Annotated in this window: 12 protein-coding genes and 1 tRNA gene; 11 read left to right on the top strand and 2 right to left on the bottom strand. The window is 51.3% G+C overall.

The genetic code is table 11. From position 1 onward, the window contains the following. Positions 1-432 precede the first annotated feature (432 nt). From galE to ACZ5BW_RS13485, 3 genes are all read left to right on the top strand, one after another. Positions 433-1488, top strand: a complete 1056-nt coding sequence (gene galE / locus ACZ5BW_RS13495) for a UDP-glucose 4-epimerase GalE (RefSeq protein WP_464540812.1) — start codon at positions 433-435, stop codon at positions 1486-1488. 95 nt (positions 1489-1583) lie between these two features. Then, the gene (locus ACZ5BW_RS13490; RefSeq protein ID WP_464540810.1) at positions 1584-3029 is read left to right on the top strand and encodes a mannose-1-phosphate guanylyltransferase/mannose-6-phosphate isomerase; all 1446 of its coding nucleotides are present in this window, start codon (positions 1584-1586) and stop codon (positions 3027-3029) included. A gap of 224 nt (positions 3030-3253) precedes the next feature. After that, positions 3254-3820: an FxDxF family PEP-CTERM protein gene (locus tag ACZ5BW_RS13485; RefSeq protein ID WP_464540808.1), complete on the top strand. Its 567-nt coding sequence runs from the start codon at positions 3254-3256 to the stop codon at positions 3818-3820. Between the two features lie 542 nt (positions 3821-4362). Here ACZ5BW_RS13485 and ACZ5BW_RS13480 read toward each other — a convergent pair. Further along, a tRNA-Val gene (locus ACZ5BW_RS13480) sits at positions 4363-4439 on the bottom strand. Between the two features lie 110 nt (positions 4440-4549). Here ACZ5BW_RS13480 and ACZ5BW_RS13475 point away from each other — a divergent pair. The 8 genes from ACZ5BW_RS13475 (at position 4550) to ACZ5BW_RS13440 (ending at position 12731) form a co-directional block, all read left to right on the top strand. Continuing rightward, positions 4550-5281, top strand: a complete 732-nt coding sequence (locus ACZ5BW_RS13475) for a pseudouridine synthase (RefSeq protein WP_464540806.1) — start codon at positions 4550-4552, stop codon at positions 5279-5281. Between the two features lie 117 nt (positions 5282-5398). Further along, positions 5399-6460 (top strand): dTDP-glucose 4,6-dehydratase, encoded by a 1062-nt coding sequence (rfbB, locus tag ACZ5BW_RS13470; protein WP_464540804.1) that lies wholly within the window; start codon positions 5399-5401, stop codon positions 6458-6460. Then, positions 6460-7362, top strand: coding sequence for a dTDP-4-dehydrorhamnose reductase (gene rfbD, locus ACZ5BW_RS13465; RefSeq protein ID WP_464540801.1), 903 nt, complete (start codon positions 6460-6462; stop codon positions 7360-7362). The genes rfbB and rfbD overlap by 1 nt, the downstream gene beginning before the upstream one ends. Next, positions 7359-8246: a glucose-1-phosphate thymidylyltransferase RfbA gene (gene rfbA / locus ACZ5BW_RS13460; protein ID WP_464540799.1), complete on the top strand. Its 888-nt coding sequence runs from the start codon at positions 7359-7361 to the stop codon at positions 8244-8246. The genes rfbD and rfbA overlap by 4 nt, the downstream gene beginning before the upstream one ends. Further along, positions 8243-8794, top strand: coding sequence for a dTDP-4-dehydrorhamnose 3,5-epimerase (rfbC, locus tag ACZ5BW_RS13455; protein WP_464540797.1), 552 nt, complete (start codon positions 8243-8245; stop codon positions 8792-8794). Before rfbA ends, rfbC begins: the two co-directional genes overlap by 4 nt. A 119-nt stretch (positions 8795-8913) precedes the next feature. After that, entirely contained in the window at positions 8914-10017 is a 1104-nt protein-coding gene (locus ACZ5BW_RS13450) for a fatty acid desaturase family protein (protein ID WP_464543715.1), read from the top strand. Positions 10018-10353: 336 nt separating this feature from the next. Continuing rightward, the gene (locus ACZ5BW_RS13445) at positions 10354-11634 is read left to right on the top strand and encodes a nucleotide sugar dehydrogenase (RefSeq protein ID WP_464540795.1); all 1281 of its coding nucleotides are present in this window, start codon (positions 10354-10356) and stop codon (positions 11632-11634) included. A 17-nt stretch (positions 11635-11651) separates the two neighbouring features. Beyond that, positions 11652-12731: an SDR family oxidoreductase gene (locus tag ACZ5BW_RS13440; protein ID WP_464540793.1), complete on the top strand. Its 1080-nt coding sequence runs from the start codon at positions 11652-11654 to the stop codon at positions 12729-12731. A gap of 32 nt (positions 12732-12763) precedes the next feature. Here the strand turns inward: ACZ5BW_RS13440 and ACZ5BW_RS13435 are convergent, their stop codons facing one another. Next, positions 12764-13390, bottom strand: a complete 627-nt coding sequence (locus ACZ5BW_RS13435; RefSeq protein WP_464540791.1) for a tetratricopeptide repeat protein — start codon at positions 13388-13390, stop codon at positions 12764-12766. Between the last annotated feature and the right edge of the window lie 399 nt (positions 13391-13789).

The following is a 13789-nucleotide window of genomic DNA, read 5'->3' as shown; positions in this document are numbered from 1 at the left end:
CGGTACAATGGGTTCTACGTAGCACCCCACTTATAAAACAGCGGTTATCAGTGGGTCACATCCACCACTTCACAAAGGAAACCGCCCTGGCAACTTTAAAGGATACCGGGTATGAAGTAATAGATTATTTCTATACAAACAATTCCGAGCTTCCAAACCTGGCGATTTGGGGATGGAAAGCCAGGTTACTGAAGGTTCCCAGGAAAATATTATTTTTGATCAATCAGGATCTGACAGTAAGGATTCTTGGAGGGTTTTCGCTGATGGTTTTGGCGAAATAGAGTGTTGTTTTCCAAAAATCCGCGGACCGGAAGCAGAGCATGAGGTCGACTGTCATGGGGAACAAGTCTTTTGCATTCCCTGTCATGGTTCACTCTTTGACGCAGAGTGCACTATGATTAGAGGATCCTGGGTGTGGGAGAAAAACAATTTATGATCCTTGTCACCGGTGGGGCAGGCTATATAGGTTCACATACCTGTGTGGAACTGCTGAATGCAGGTCTTGATGTCACCGTATTCGACAATTTTTGTAACAGTCATCCCGAGGCATTAAGACGGGTTGAGCATATCACCGGAAAAAAACTCCGCATCGTGCAAGGCGACTGCCGTGACCGCTCCTCCGTGACCAATGCCCTCCAAGAGAGTCAAGCAATCGCTGTCATTCACTTCGCCGGCCTTAAAGCCGTGGGAGAGTCAGTGCAGCAACCGCTGGCTTACTACGATAATAACGTTGTCGGTACCCTTCGTTTGTTGGAGGCGATGTCAGAGTGCGGAGTGAAAACTCTGGTATTCAGTTCTTCTGCTACTGTTTATGGTGAGCCCGGATGGCTGCCGTTAACGGAAGATCATCCTCTCTCTGCCACCAACCCGTACGGTCGAAGCAAGCTGGTGATCGAAGAAATTCTGCGCGACGTATACCGGAGCGATTCTTCCTGGCGCTGCGCCATCCTCAGGTATTTCAATCCTGTTGGGGCGCATTCCAGCGGTTTGATCGGTGAAGATCCTAGAGGAACTCCTGATAATCTCATGCCTTTTGTGGCCCAGGTTGCTATCGGCCGTCGCGAGTATCTGAATGTGTGGGGCAATGATTATCCTACGCCGGATGGAACGGGTGTGCGCGACTATATTCATGTCGTGGATTTGGCATTGGGCCATCTCAAAGCCCTCGAAGCTCTGGAGAATCCTGGAGTGCGCAATGCAGAAGCCGTTAACAGACAAGGAGGATGCCTGACGGTAAACCTCGGAACCGGGACGGGCTATAGTGTGCTGGAAATGGTAAGGGCTTTTGAAAAGGCGAGTGGTCACAAGGTACCACACAGAATTGCTTCCCGCCGGCCAGGTGATATCGCCTCATGCTATGCCGATCCCGCGCTCGCATTCGATCTGCTCGGCTGGCGGGCAAAGCAGGGGCTGGAAGAAATGTGCGTTGACACGTGGCGCTGGCAGAGCCAGAATCCAGAGGGATATGGAGGCGAGAAATCACGCTAGGTGGTTTGATTTCTTTGTCGCTATCAATTCCTTGCTGAGCCAGGGTACCTGGTAAACCCGCTCGAGTAGCGGCGATCCGTTTTCGTAAAAACTTTATGCAACCATTAGTTCCCATTGTCCTCTCCGGCGGGTCCGGAACCCGCCTGTGGCCCCTTTCACGCCAGAAATATCCGAAACAGCTCCTGTCTTTTATCGGTGAAGATTCGCTGCTGCAAGCTACTCTCCGCCGCATGGAAGGACTCGCCGATGTGGCGCTTGGAGCGCCACTCGTCGTTTGCAACGAGGAGTACCGCTTTGTTATCGCCGAGCAACTGCGGCTCATGGGAATAAAAGGGAATATTCTGCTCGAACCGGCGGGACGTAATACTGCTCCCGCACTTACACTGGCCGCACTCGCCGCCATGCGGGATGGAAGCGATCCGGTTCTGCTGGTGATGCCGGCAGATCATGTGATCGTTGATGTGCCCCGTTTTCAAATGGCCGTTCGTGCAGGCATGACGCTGGCTGCGGACGGTGCAGTGGTAACATTTGGAATCACGCCGGATTCGCCGGAAACAGGCTATGGCTACATTGAAGCCGGCGAATCCCTGGAAACGGGTGGGGCAAGCCGGATAGCGCGTTTCGTTGAAAAACCCGATCGTGCCACCGCGCAAACATATCTCGAAGCCGGCTCTTATTTCTGGAACAGCGGGTTATTCATGATGAAGGCCTCGGTATGGCTTGCTGCCATTGACGCCTGTCGCCCCGATATTTCAACCGCTTGTCGTGCAGCCTGGGAGAAAGGCGTAGTCGATGGTGATTTTTTACGTGCCAATAAAGAAGAATTTCTGCACTGTCCGAGCGATTCGATTGATTATGCCGTAATGGAGCGCCTCGCTCACGATGACTCGTTGCCGGTCGGCATATTCATTCCGCTCTCCGCTGGATGGTCCGATGTGGGGTCGTGGGACTCCTTGTGGCAGGTTTTGCCCAAGGATCATCAAGGCAACGTTTCTCAAGGCGATGTGCTGTTGAATGATTGCCGTAATGTATTGGCCTTGTCCGAGCATCGGCTCGTGGCCTGCGTGGGGATTGAGGACATGGTGGTGATTGAAACCCCTGATGCCATCCTCGTGGCTCATATGAGTAAAACGCAGCATGTAAAGAAAATCGTGGACGAGCTCAAGCGCGGGGGCCGACCGGAGAGCGAGCTGCACCGAAAGGTATTTCGTCCCTGGGGCTGGTATGACGGAGTCGATTCGGGTGAGCGTTTCCAGGTAAAGCGGATCGTTGTCAAGCCGGGCGCTTCGTTGTCGCTTCAGATGCACCATCATCGCGCCGAGCATTGGATCGTCGTACATGGAACTGCACAGGTAACCCGTGGCGATACGACTTATCTTGTGTCGGAAAATGAATCTACTTTCATACCGCTGGGCACTCGTCATCGTTTGCAGAACCCTGGCTGCGTTCCACTGGAGATGATAGAGGTTCAGTCCGGTTCATATCTGGGAGAAGATGACATCGTGCGATTCGAGGATGTTTATGGAAGAAAGGAAAGCTGAAGACTCAATCAATTTTCCTGGCTAGTCCTATCGGTCTATTGATCATTTTCCCATGGAGTGTAATCTTCCATTATCGAGGACCGCGGATTTATTTCGCACCTCGGTGCAATAGGTACTACCAACAAAAAAATTGTTAACCGCTCTTCTCTTCTCTTCTATACGTGAAGAATTATGCAAGATGGTTGACTTAACCTTCCATGTACATGACGATTAGGAGGTACAAGATGACTAAATTTTCATTGAAACAGGCCGTTGCCCTCTCGGTTCTGGCTGGTGCGAGCGCTGGTGCCTACGCGGACCAGCAAGATCTGGGTACAATATCCACCTCTGCGCCCACAACTTTCAGCAGTGTCGTGGCACCGACTACCACAGGTTTTAGCGACATCTTCACCTTTACTGTTGCCCAACCCAACACCGGAGCCACTGCGGGCGTGGTTAATATCCCATTGAGTATTTCCGGATTCAGTTTCGATACGGCACTTGCCACAATGTCTCTCGTATCGGCGGGTGCTAATGGAGTCGTTGGTGGCGGTGACGATACAGTGCTGCAATCGACCGTGCTTCCTTCACCAGGTAACAGCGAAGACCACCTTAGTTTGACCTGGAATATGCCTCTATCCGGGGTGAATTACCTCAATATAACAGGGGTAACGGGTGGAACGGAAGGTGGCATATATGCGGGCGCCATTGCAGCAGCTATACCGGAACCTGAAACCTACGCGATGCTTCTGGCGGGTCTGGGCCTGATGGGGGCTGTCGTGCGGCGGCGGAGCCAACGTAAAAATTCCTGATTGACGAAACGCAAACCTCTTCTGCGTGGAGAAAGATACGGCCCCTTTGGGGGCCGTTTTATTGATGCACTCTCCATGCACGCCCGGTGGAGATCAACCATTGTCGGCACAGGACGGGAGTGTGACGGATTTTGCATTTGACAGATTGTCCATGCCGATCCTTTCTTTTCAACGATCATCCTGTCGAGATCATAGTCGATGGGACAAATGCCATTATCTCGGTACCTGGAAATATTCTTTCCTTTCCAGCTGATTTCTGATGTTGTTCTCTGTCTGTTCCCCTTTTCTTAAGAAGAAAGTGATTTTTTCACTCAAGAAAATGCTTTCAACACCTTCTTGGTGTCTCCAATTGTAATGTACCCACACCTTGAAATTGTACGCATACCTTGAAATCAAAACTCGCTTCGATGGTTTAAATGATCGGACGCGACAGAGGGAAAGTATGGCAGGGAGACATGCAGCAAAAAGCAGGGGAAAGACCGAGTGCTATGCCGTTTATTGGGAGGCAACAGGAAAAGCAGGATAAGGATGTAAGTAAATATTGGTAGGCGCGATTGGACTCGAACCAACGACCCCCACCATGTCAAGGTGGTGCTCTAACCAGCTGAGCTACGCGCCTGCAAGGCGCATTTTAGCTGAAACGGTGCGGACGTTCAAACTATAATGTGCAGTTCTTGAACGATGTGTCGTTATGCTTCATGACACCTTTTTCCTGAACAACAGGAAACGATGGAAAAAATCCGGTTATCCAAGCTTATGTCCCAGAAGGGGTTGTGTTCGCGCCGGGAAGCGGATGACTATATCGAACGCGGCTGGGTATTTGTGGATGGCGAGCGCATCAATCAATTAGGCATCAAGGTTTTTCCTACCCAGGAAATAAAGCTTGCGCGCATGGCACAAGCGCAGCAGTGCGATCAAATCACCGTACTGTTGCATAAGCCCATTGGGTATGTTTCAGGACAACCCGAGCGAGGATACAAGCCCGCGATCAGCCTCATTAATAGAGAATCGCAGCTTCATGATAGCAATGCGTCACCGAGTTTTAGCCCATCAAATTTGAGAGGCATGGCGCCGGCAGGCCGGTTGGATATCGATTCAAGCGGATTGCTTGTGTTTACCCAGGATGGCCGCATCGCGAGGAAATTGATCGGTGCCGAATCCGAGATTGAAAAGGAGTATCTTGTACGTGTGGAAGGAGCGTTGTCCCAGCGCACCCTGAATCTGTTGAGTCACGGCCTGAGCCTGGATGGAAAGGCACTGAAACGTGCCGAGGTGGTCCAGCAGAATAAGGACCAGTTGAGGTTCATTTTAAAGGAAGGCAGGAAGCGGCAGATTCGTAGAATGTGCGAACTGGTTGGTTTGAAGGTCACCGGACTGAAACGCGTTCGCATCGGCAAGGTAAGGCTGGGCGAACTTCCCTTGGGAAAGTGGCGTTATTTGCGGCAAAACGAAGAGTTTTAACGAGGTATTTTGCGTTTTTTCCATTTTGTCCATCATAAGGATTCTTAAGCGGTAAGGGTGTATTAAACAGAATAACGTAATGAGTTCAAGGAAGAGCATGAGTTCAAGGAAGAGCAAATGATTCTGGTAACAGGAGGCGCTGGATTTATCGGGGCGAATTTCGTATTGGATTGGTTGGAGCAATCTGACGAGGCGCTCATCAATCTCGACGTGCTCACTTATGCCGGCAACCTGGAGAACCTGAAAACGTTGGAGGGTGACAAGCGGCATGTTTTTGTACAAGGCGATATTGGTGATTCTGACCTCCTGGTTCATCTGCTAAAGGATTATCGGCCGCGCGCTATCCTTAATTTTGCCGCGGAGAGCCATGTCGATCGTTCCATACATGGCCCGGAAGACTTCATACAGACCAACATCGTAGGTACCTTCCGCCTTCTGGAAGCGGCCCGCGGTTACTGGAGCGAATTGAAGGGAAATGAAAAGCAGCAGTTTCGTTTCCTCCACGTCTCAACCGATGAGGTTTATGGCTCGCTGGCAAAAGACGAAATGCCTTTTACCGAGACGCATCGTTACGAACCTAACAGCCCTTACTCAGCAAGCAAGGCAGCGAGTGATCACCTGGTGCGTGCCTATCACCACACTTACGGATTGCCTGTTCTCACCACAAACTGCTCCAACAATTACGGTCCATATCAATTTCCCGAAAAGCTCATCCCGCTCATGATCGTCAACGCACTGGCGGGAAAGTCATTGCCGGTCTACGGCGATGGCCAGCAAATCCGCGACTGGCTCTACGTAAAAGACCATTGCAGCGCCATTCGCCGCGTGCTGGAGGACGGCATTCCGGGACAGATTTATAATATCGGCGGCTGGAATGAAAAACCCAACATCGAAATTGTGGAAACAATCTGTAGCCTGTTGGACACGTTTCGCCCCCGGGCGGGCCAGTCCTACCGCAATCTGATCAAACATGTGACGGATCGTCCAGGCCATGACCGGCGCTATGCGATCGATGCGAGCAAAATCGAGCGTGAACTGGGTTGGAGACCTGCTGAAACTTTTGAAACAGGAATCAGCAAAACCGTGCAATGGTATCTCGACAACACGGCCTGGGTTACCCATGTTCAATCCGGTGCTTACCGACACTGGGTGGAGAAGAACTACAAAGAGCGTGCTTGATGAAAATTCTGCTGTTCGGAAAAGACGGCCAGGTTGGATGGGAGCTGCAGCGTAGTCTTGCCCCCCTGGGCGAGATAGTGGCTCTGGATTTTGGCAGCCGGGAATTCTGCGGTGATTTCACACGTCTCGATGGAATTGCGGATACCGTTCGGGCAGTTGCGCCGGATGTGATCGTGAATGCCGCCGCCTATACAGCGGTGGACAAGGCTGAAAGCGAGCCGGAGCTTGTCCGCATTGTCAACGCCCTCGCTCCCGCTGTACTTGCCCGCGAAGCCGGCAAGCTGGGCGCCTGGCTGGTGCATTATTCTACCGATTATGTATTTGACGGGAGCGGAAGTGCGCCTCGGGTGGAAACCGACCCCCCCAACCCTTTAAATGTGTACGGCGTAACCAAGCTCGAAGCCGAGCAAGCGATTTTGACCTCGGGTTGCAATCATTTCATTTTTCGCACGAGTTGGGTTTTTGCAGCGCGTGGCAGTAATTTCGCAAAAACCATGCTGCGCTTGGCTCAGCAGCGCGATAGTCTCAATGTTATCGATGACCAGGTTGGTGCTCCTACCGGTGCGGAGCTTCTGGCTGACATCACTGCTCACGCCATACGGATAAGCAGGCAGCGGCAGAATATCTCGGGGCTTTATCATCTGGCTGCCGCGGGTGAAACATCCTGGTACGGTTATGCGAATTTTGTATTGAACTTTGCCCGGCAGGAGGGAGTCAAGCTCACGGTCGCGCCGGAAAATGTTTTTCCGGTAACAAGCAGTGAATTTCCATCCGCCGCCCGGCGGCCAAAAAACTCGCGCCTCGATACCGGAAAACTGCAAAGTATATTCGATTTAAGCTTGCCGTCGTGGGAGACAGGAGTTGCGCGCATGCTCACCGAAATTCTCGAGAAACCACTATGATTCAGCGTAAAGGCATCATTCTTGCCGGAGGCTCCGGCACACGGCTCTATCCGGTGACAAAAGCGGTCTCCAAGCAACTGCTGCCTATTTACGACAAGCCCATGATCTACTATCCGCTCAGTACATTGATGCTCGCGGGTATTCGCGACATTCTCATTATTTCCACTCCTCAGGATACGCCACGTTTCGAGCAGCTTCTGGGTGACGGGGGCGATTGGGGTTTGAACCTGCAATATGCGGTGCAAAACAGCCCGGATGGGCTCGCTCATGCTTTTATCATTGGCAGGGATTTCATTGGAAGGGATTCGAGCGCGCTTGTGTTGGGTGATAACATTTTCTATGGTCACGATTTGCATCTGCAATTACAGCATGCCATGGAAAGACAGAAAGGTGCGACAGTCTTTGCCTATCATGTACAGGATCCGCAGCGCTACGGGGTCGTCGCCTTTGATGCGAATCATCGTGTTTCTTCGCTGGAAGAAAAACCCGCTCAACCCAAGAGCAACTACGCGGTAACCGGCCTGTACTTCTACGATAATCAGGTGGTGGATATTGCCGGTGGACTCAAGCCTTCCGCGCGCGGCGAGCTGGAAATCACCGATGTCAATCGCACTTATCTCAAGCATGATCAGCTCAATGTGGAAATCATGGGGCGTGGCTACGCCTGGCTGGATACCGGCACGCACGAAAGCCTGATAGAAGCGAGCAACTTCATTGAAACCATCGAACACCGTCAGGGGCTCAAAGTGGCCTGCCCGGAAGAGATCGCCTTTCGCCAGGGCTTCATAAATAGCGAGCAGCTTGAGAAGCTGGCGCAACCTCTGGCCAAGAATGGCTACGGCCAGTACTTGAAACGCTTGCTAGAGGAACGGGTGGTTACATGAAGATTGTCGCCACCTCTATCCCGGAGGTCCTGATAATCGAGCCCAAAGTGTTCGGAGATAGTCGCGGATTTTTCTTCGAGAGCTTCAATCAGGAAAATTTCCGGCAGGCGACCGGACTTGACGTGCGGTTTGTACAGGATAATCATAGTCGCTCTGTCAAGGGCGTGCTGCGTGGCCTGCACTATCAGATCCATCAGCCGCAGGGAAAGCTGGTACGTGTCGTGCGTGGGGCAGTATTCGACGTAGCGGTAGACATTCGCAGATCATCCTCCACTTTTGGGCATTGGGTCGGGGTCGAATTGACTGAAGACAATTACCGCCAGTTGTGGTTGCCGCCCGGATTTGCGCATGGGTTCTATGTTCTCAGTGACATTGCAGATTTCTTATATAAAACCACCGAGTACTATTTTTCTGATTTTGATCGCAGTATTCTGTGGAACGACCCCGAAATTGCCATCGAATGGCCCGTCGAGGCAGGTGCAAGCCCTGTCGTTTCCAGCAAGGATGAAAAGGCGGCGAGACTGGTTCATGCCGAGGTGTTTGAATGAAGTCGCGTCGTATTCCGAGTTCGTGAAATAATGGCGGAATGTGGAAAGGAAAAGGGAAAGAGAGTGGATAGCGCGTCAGACCGAGTCGGTACCAGACAAAGAACAGTGAGTATCCGGTGATGATGCAGATACAGCCAGGACAGGAATTTCCGTTGCGGGAGGCACACAACCTTGTCCGCGATCTCATGACACCCAACCCTTGGATCTACTGGTTGGATTTTCTCTTCCATATCTCGCTTGGCTGGACAACCTTCCTGGTCATCCTGTCCATGCCGCTCTTTTCATTCTGGCAGTTGCTGGCCATGCTCGTTGCCACGTTTGCTTTTTATCGTGCCGCTATCTTTGTACATGAACTGGCCCATCTCAAAAAAGGCACTTTCAGGCTGTTTCGCTTTATCTGGAATGTGACGTGTGGCATACCTCTGCTGATTCCTTCCTTTACCTATGATGGCGTGCACAACGATCACCACAGGAGAGACGTGTATGGCACTGCCGGAGATGGCGAATATATCCCTTTTGCAACCCTGAAACCAATGATCATGGTGGGGTATGTGCTGCTGTCCTTCATCCTGCCGCTTTTCTTCATCGTTCGTTTCCTGCTTCTCACACCGTTGTCGTATTTCATTCCGCCGCTGCGCCGGATTCTGTGGGAGCGCGCCTCCTCACTCACCATAGATATGAACTATAAGCGCGCGCCGAATGCAATCCGCAACGACAGGCATTGGAGAATCCAGGAGTTTGGCGCTTTTGTATTCATCACTGTGGTGGTTACCTGTATTGCACTGGGCATTCTGACCCCCTACTTTCTGCTCTTCTGGTACGTCATCGCGATGTTCATCTTTTTTATAAACTCCTTGCGTACATTGAGCGCGCACGCGTATCGTAATCCCGACGACCGCCCGATGGAATTTGCCGAGCAATATCTCGATTCCATCAATGTGCCGGGCAACTTCCTTACTGGCCTGTGGGCTCCGGTTGGTTTGCGCTATCACGCAACACACCATCTTTTCATGAGCATGCCCTACCATAATCTGGCTGAAGCTCAGCGGCGTCTTGTAAACGGGTTGAGCGATAATACTCTTTATCTGACCACAGTTCGGGCAGGCATGTGGGATGCATTACGGCGGATATGGGAGGAAGCCGTCGCGAATACGCGGCGGAGCGGGACGTCTGTATCTCCGGTTGAGCTGGACGATAGTGTAGGACGGCGTAGAAACGCTTAAAAATATCATCCGCCGCAAACGCCGCTTGTCCCGGTTCATCAGGCACTATCTGGCTGCGAACCTCGCGGCCGCAGGCTTTGCGCGGAGACTCGTTCCAAAGCAATCAGGTGCAATGAACTTTGTTCCCTGGTTGAGTTGAGGCAGGCCGGCTGTTCTCACAGCCAGCTTCTTCCTTTTTCCCTTGTCATTTCTCGCTATGATATGCTGCCATGAACAGTCCGGGAACTGACCTTCAGTACAATGGTATTCGAGGTGATATGGCTTGATGATACTGGATGGAGATGATCTGGTTTTGTGCCGTTATAACGTCTATAAGTATAAAGCGGGAGGTAGCTGATGAGTGTGGTGGCAGTGGTTGGGCTAGGCTATGTGGGATTACCTTTGGCGGTGGAGTTCGGAAAAAAAAGGAAGACCATTGGCTACGATCTTTCAAGCAGCAAGGTAGAAAGTTACAAGCAATTTATCGATCCGACCGGTGAGGTTTCCTCCGATGACCTGAAAGCAGCAGAGCAGCTTCATGTCACTACCGACCCGGCTGAGTTGGCGCAGGCGGATTATATTGTCGTGGCGGTTCCAACACCCGTAGACGCAGCTCATCAGCCCGATTTTCGACCCCTCGCGAGCGCGAGCGAAACTGTGGGGAAACATATGAAGCGGGGAACAATCGTTATTTACGAATCCACCGTTTACCCGGGAGCAACCGAGGAAGTCTGTATTCCCGTCCTGGAGAAACATTCCGGCATGAAATGGAAAAACGATTTTCATGTGGGCTTCTCGCCTGAGCGGATCAATCCAGGCGACAAGCAGCATACCCTCACAAAAATTCTCAAGGTCGTCGCTGGAGACGATGAGGATACGCTGGAAAAAATTGCAGCGCTTTACGAGAGCATAATTACCGCTGGCGTGCATCGCGCCTCCAGCATCAAGGTGGCGGAAGCAGCCAAGGTGATCGAAAATACTCAAAGAGACCTCAATATCGCTTTGATGAATGAACTGGCGATTATTTTCGACAAACTGGACATCGATACACTGGAAGTGCTGCAGGCGGCGGGCACGAAATGGAATTTTCTACCTTTTCGCCCAGGTCTGGTCGGGGGTCATTGTATCGGGGTCGATCCCTACTACCTTACCCATAAGGCGGAAATGGTCGGTTATATCCCCCAGGTCATCCTCGCGGGGCGGCGCATCAATGACAGTATGGCCAAATTCGTGGCGGAACAAACGATCAAGCATATCATCAAGGCCGATATCAACGTTCGCGGTGCCCGCGTGAATGTTCTGGGCTTGGCCTTCAAGGAAAACTGTCCTGATCTCAGGAACTCCAAGGTTGCCGATCTGATCAATGAACTCGAAAGCTATGGAATAGAGATTCACGTCCATGATCCTGTAGCCAGTTCCGAAGAAGCCCGCCACGAATACGGTGTGGAACTTGAATCATGGGAGAACCTTCCGCGTGCGGATGCAATGATTGTTGCCGTTGCCCACCGCCAGTTCACTGAGATGCCCTTGACCCAATTTCAGACCAAAATCACGGACAAAGGGTGTTTCATAGATGTGAAATCTCAGTTCGATCCTGCCGCGCTGCGAGAGGCTGGCTTAAACGTGTGGAGACTGTGAAGGATAGCCCGGCAAGTATGACTGCTTACCCAAAATCGCTGCGGCATCTGGAGGACCGCCAATACTGCTGGCTGGTCACGGGCGTTGCAGGCTTCATCGGATCCAATCTGCTGGAGGCCTTGCTCAAGCGTAACCAGAAAGTAATCGGATTGGATAATTTTTCCACCGGCTATCAGCGGAATCTCGAGCAGATACGGGATCTGGTCGGAGAAAAGGTCTGGGATAATTTCAGCTTTATAGAGGGTGATATCTGTCAACTGGAAACTTGCGCGGACGCATGCCGGGGGGTGGATTTCGTTTTGCACCAGGCAGCGCTGGGTTCCGTGCCGCGTTCCATTCAAGATCCCATTCGAACCAACGAAGCCAATATTTCCGGATTCCTCAACATGCTGGTCGCGTCAAGGGATGCACAAGTGAGGCGCTTCATCTACGCCGCCTCCAGTTCCACCTACGGCGACCACCCCGGTCTGCCAAAAGTGGAAGCGGTAATTGGACGTCCTCTTTCGCCCTATGCTGTCACCAAATATGTGAACGAGCTCTACGCCGACGTGTTCGCGCGTTGCTATGGATTGGACTCCATCGGGCTGCGCTATTTCAACGTGTTCGGTCCAAGACAGGACCCCAATGGCGCTTATGCCGCAGTTATTCCCCAATGGGTTTCGGCGCTGATCAGGAATCAGACGCTGTACATCAATGGGGATGGCGAAACCAGCCGGGATTTCTGTTATATCGACAATGTAGTGCAAGCCAATCTTCTCGCCGCTCTCAGTGACAACACGAGAGCGGTGAACCAGATTTACAATGTGGCAGTGAATGAACGCACCAGCCTGAATCAACTGTATGGCATGATGCGCGAGCTGTTACTGGAGAAGTTTCCGGAGTTGGAGAATCATCAGCCGACGTACGTCGACTTTCGCAAGGGCGACGTGCGGCATTCACAGGCGGATATTACGAAAGCCACCAAATTACTTGGTTTTGAGCCGTCCCACCGCATTGAGGAGGGACTCAAGCAAGCGATGGACTGGTATATCGCTCATCTTACACCTGAGAAAGAGAAAACAGACGTGTCGACATGCCTTCGCATTGATTGCACGTGAGTCTTCGTCAGTCAAGCCGACATTTTTTCAAGCTATTCATCCCATTTTCCCGCTTGCTTCAACTGGTTCTTCAAGCCGGGTAACGGGAATTCCAGTTCATACGCTTTCTTTGCATAAGTTTTCGCCTGCTCGTAATCTTTCTGTTTCAAATAGAGCAAGCCGAGATTGTAGTTGATAGTGGCATTTTCGGGCTGGAGGTCGATCGCTATCCGAAGCTGTTCGGTAGCTTCATCAGCTTTTCCAGCTTTCAGCAAATAATTGCCGTATACCATTCTTACTACGGCATCGTTTGGTCTGAAGCGGATGGCGCGATCAAAGAAGCATCCGACAGAATATTTTGCCCCAACGGGTTTTAAGGTTTTTTCTCTCAGAGAAAGCTTGCCGAATGCTGCGAGCGCGCGGTGATGGTTGGGGAACATCAAAAGGGTATAACTCAATTCTCCCCCAAGCGTTCCGCTATTTCCATAGCGCAAATTTTCTATGTTGGGCGTAAAATGAAAATCCTCAACCGTTTTCAGGTTCTTTTTGATTTCTGGATCCGTATAATCGCCTCCTGCTCCTCCGACTATCACTTCTCCACAATAAGGAGGGGTCGCAGCCTGAAGAGTTGTGGAGGCTGTTAAAATTATCAGTGTTGCAATGCTCAATATAACTTTCATAGTTGCTCCTCTCAACTTTCAATTAACCTGTTTTGACCTGGATCGGGCTATGCAAGCGATAGATAAACCCTGCATCCCTCTGGCTTATCAAGTAATAGCAAATCCTCATCCCCGGTAGCGAGTTTCTCAACGTTCTTTTCTATAGTCTTTCGGCGCCAGTCTTTATTGTTTGCGCGAGAAAGCAATGGGTGAGAGTATTTTTATAATGCCATCCTCCCGGAGCAAATATTCCTCCGTCTTTAGCATCCCTTTGTCAAGCTACGGGTGGTACTCAGTACATGCTAATATTAGGAGAACTTGCTGGAATCTGCTGGAAATGATTTTAAGAAATCCCTTCTCAGCAGGTATCTCTGATACAGTCCTCTTAGAAATCCCCGTGGCAACTGTAGGGATGACCAA

Source organism: Nitrosospira sp. TNL300 (genome assembly GCF_055385915.1).
The sequence above is the reverse complement of the archived record's forward strand: the minus strand, read 5'-3'. Positions and strand labels throughout refer to the sequence as shown.

What these genes read in the sequence shown, in the direction of transcription:
- galE (WP_464540812.1), top strand. Translation starts at nt 433, where the DNA reads ATGATCCTTGTCACCGGTGGGGCAGGCTATATAGGTTCACATACCTGT.
- ACZ5BW_RS13490 (WP_464540810.1), top strand. Translation starts at nt 1,584, where the DNA reads ATGCAACCATTAGTTCCCATTGTCCTCTCCGGCGGGTCCGGAACCCGC.
- ACZ5BW_RS13485 (WP_464540808.1), top strand. Translation starts at nt 3,254, where the DNA reads ATGACTAAATTTTCATTGAAACAGGCCGTTGCCCTCTCGGTTCTGGCT.
- ACZ5BW_RS13475 (WP_464540806.1), top strand. Translation starts at nt 4,550, where the DNA reads ATGGAAAAAATCCGGTTATCCAAGCTTATGTCCCAGAAGGGGTTGTGT.
- rfbB (WP_464540804.1), top strand. Translation starts at nt 5,399, where the DNA reads ATGATTCTGGTAACAGGAGGCGCTGGATTTATCGGGGCGAATTTCGTA.
- rfbD (WP_464540801.1), top strand. Translation starts at nt 6,460, where the DNA reads ATGAAAATTCTGCTGTTCGGAAAAGACGGCCAGGTTGGATGGGAGCTG.
- rfbA (WP_464540799.1), top strand. Translation starts at nt 7,359, where the DNA reads ATGATTCAGCGTAAAGGCATCATTCTTGCCGGAGGCTCCGGCACACGG.
- rfbC (WP_464540797.1), top strand. Translation starts at nt 8,243, where the DNA reads ATGAAGATTGTCGCCACCTCTATCCCGGAGGTCCTGATAATCGAGCCC.
- ACZ5BW_RS13450 (WP_464543715.1), top strand. Translation starts at nt 8,914, where the DNA reads ATGATGCAGATACAGCCAGGACAGGAATTTCCGTTGCGGGAGGCACAC.
- ACZ5BW_RS13445 (WP_464540795.1), top strand. Translation starts at nt 10,354, where the DNA reads ATGAGTGTGGTGGCAGTGGTTGGGCTAGGCTATGTGGGATTACCTTTG.
- ACZ5BW_RS13440 (WP_464540793.1), top strand. Translation starts at nt 11,652, where the DNA reads ATGACTGCTTACCCAAAATCGCTGCGGCATCTGGAGGACCGCCAATAC.
- ACZ5BW_RS13435 (WP_464540791.1), bottom strand. Translation starts at nt 13,390, where the DNA reads ATGAAAGTTATATTGAGCATTGCAACACTGATAATTTTAACAGCCTCC.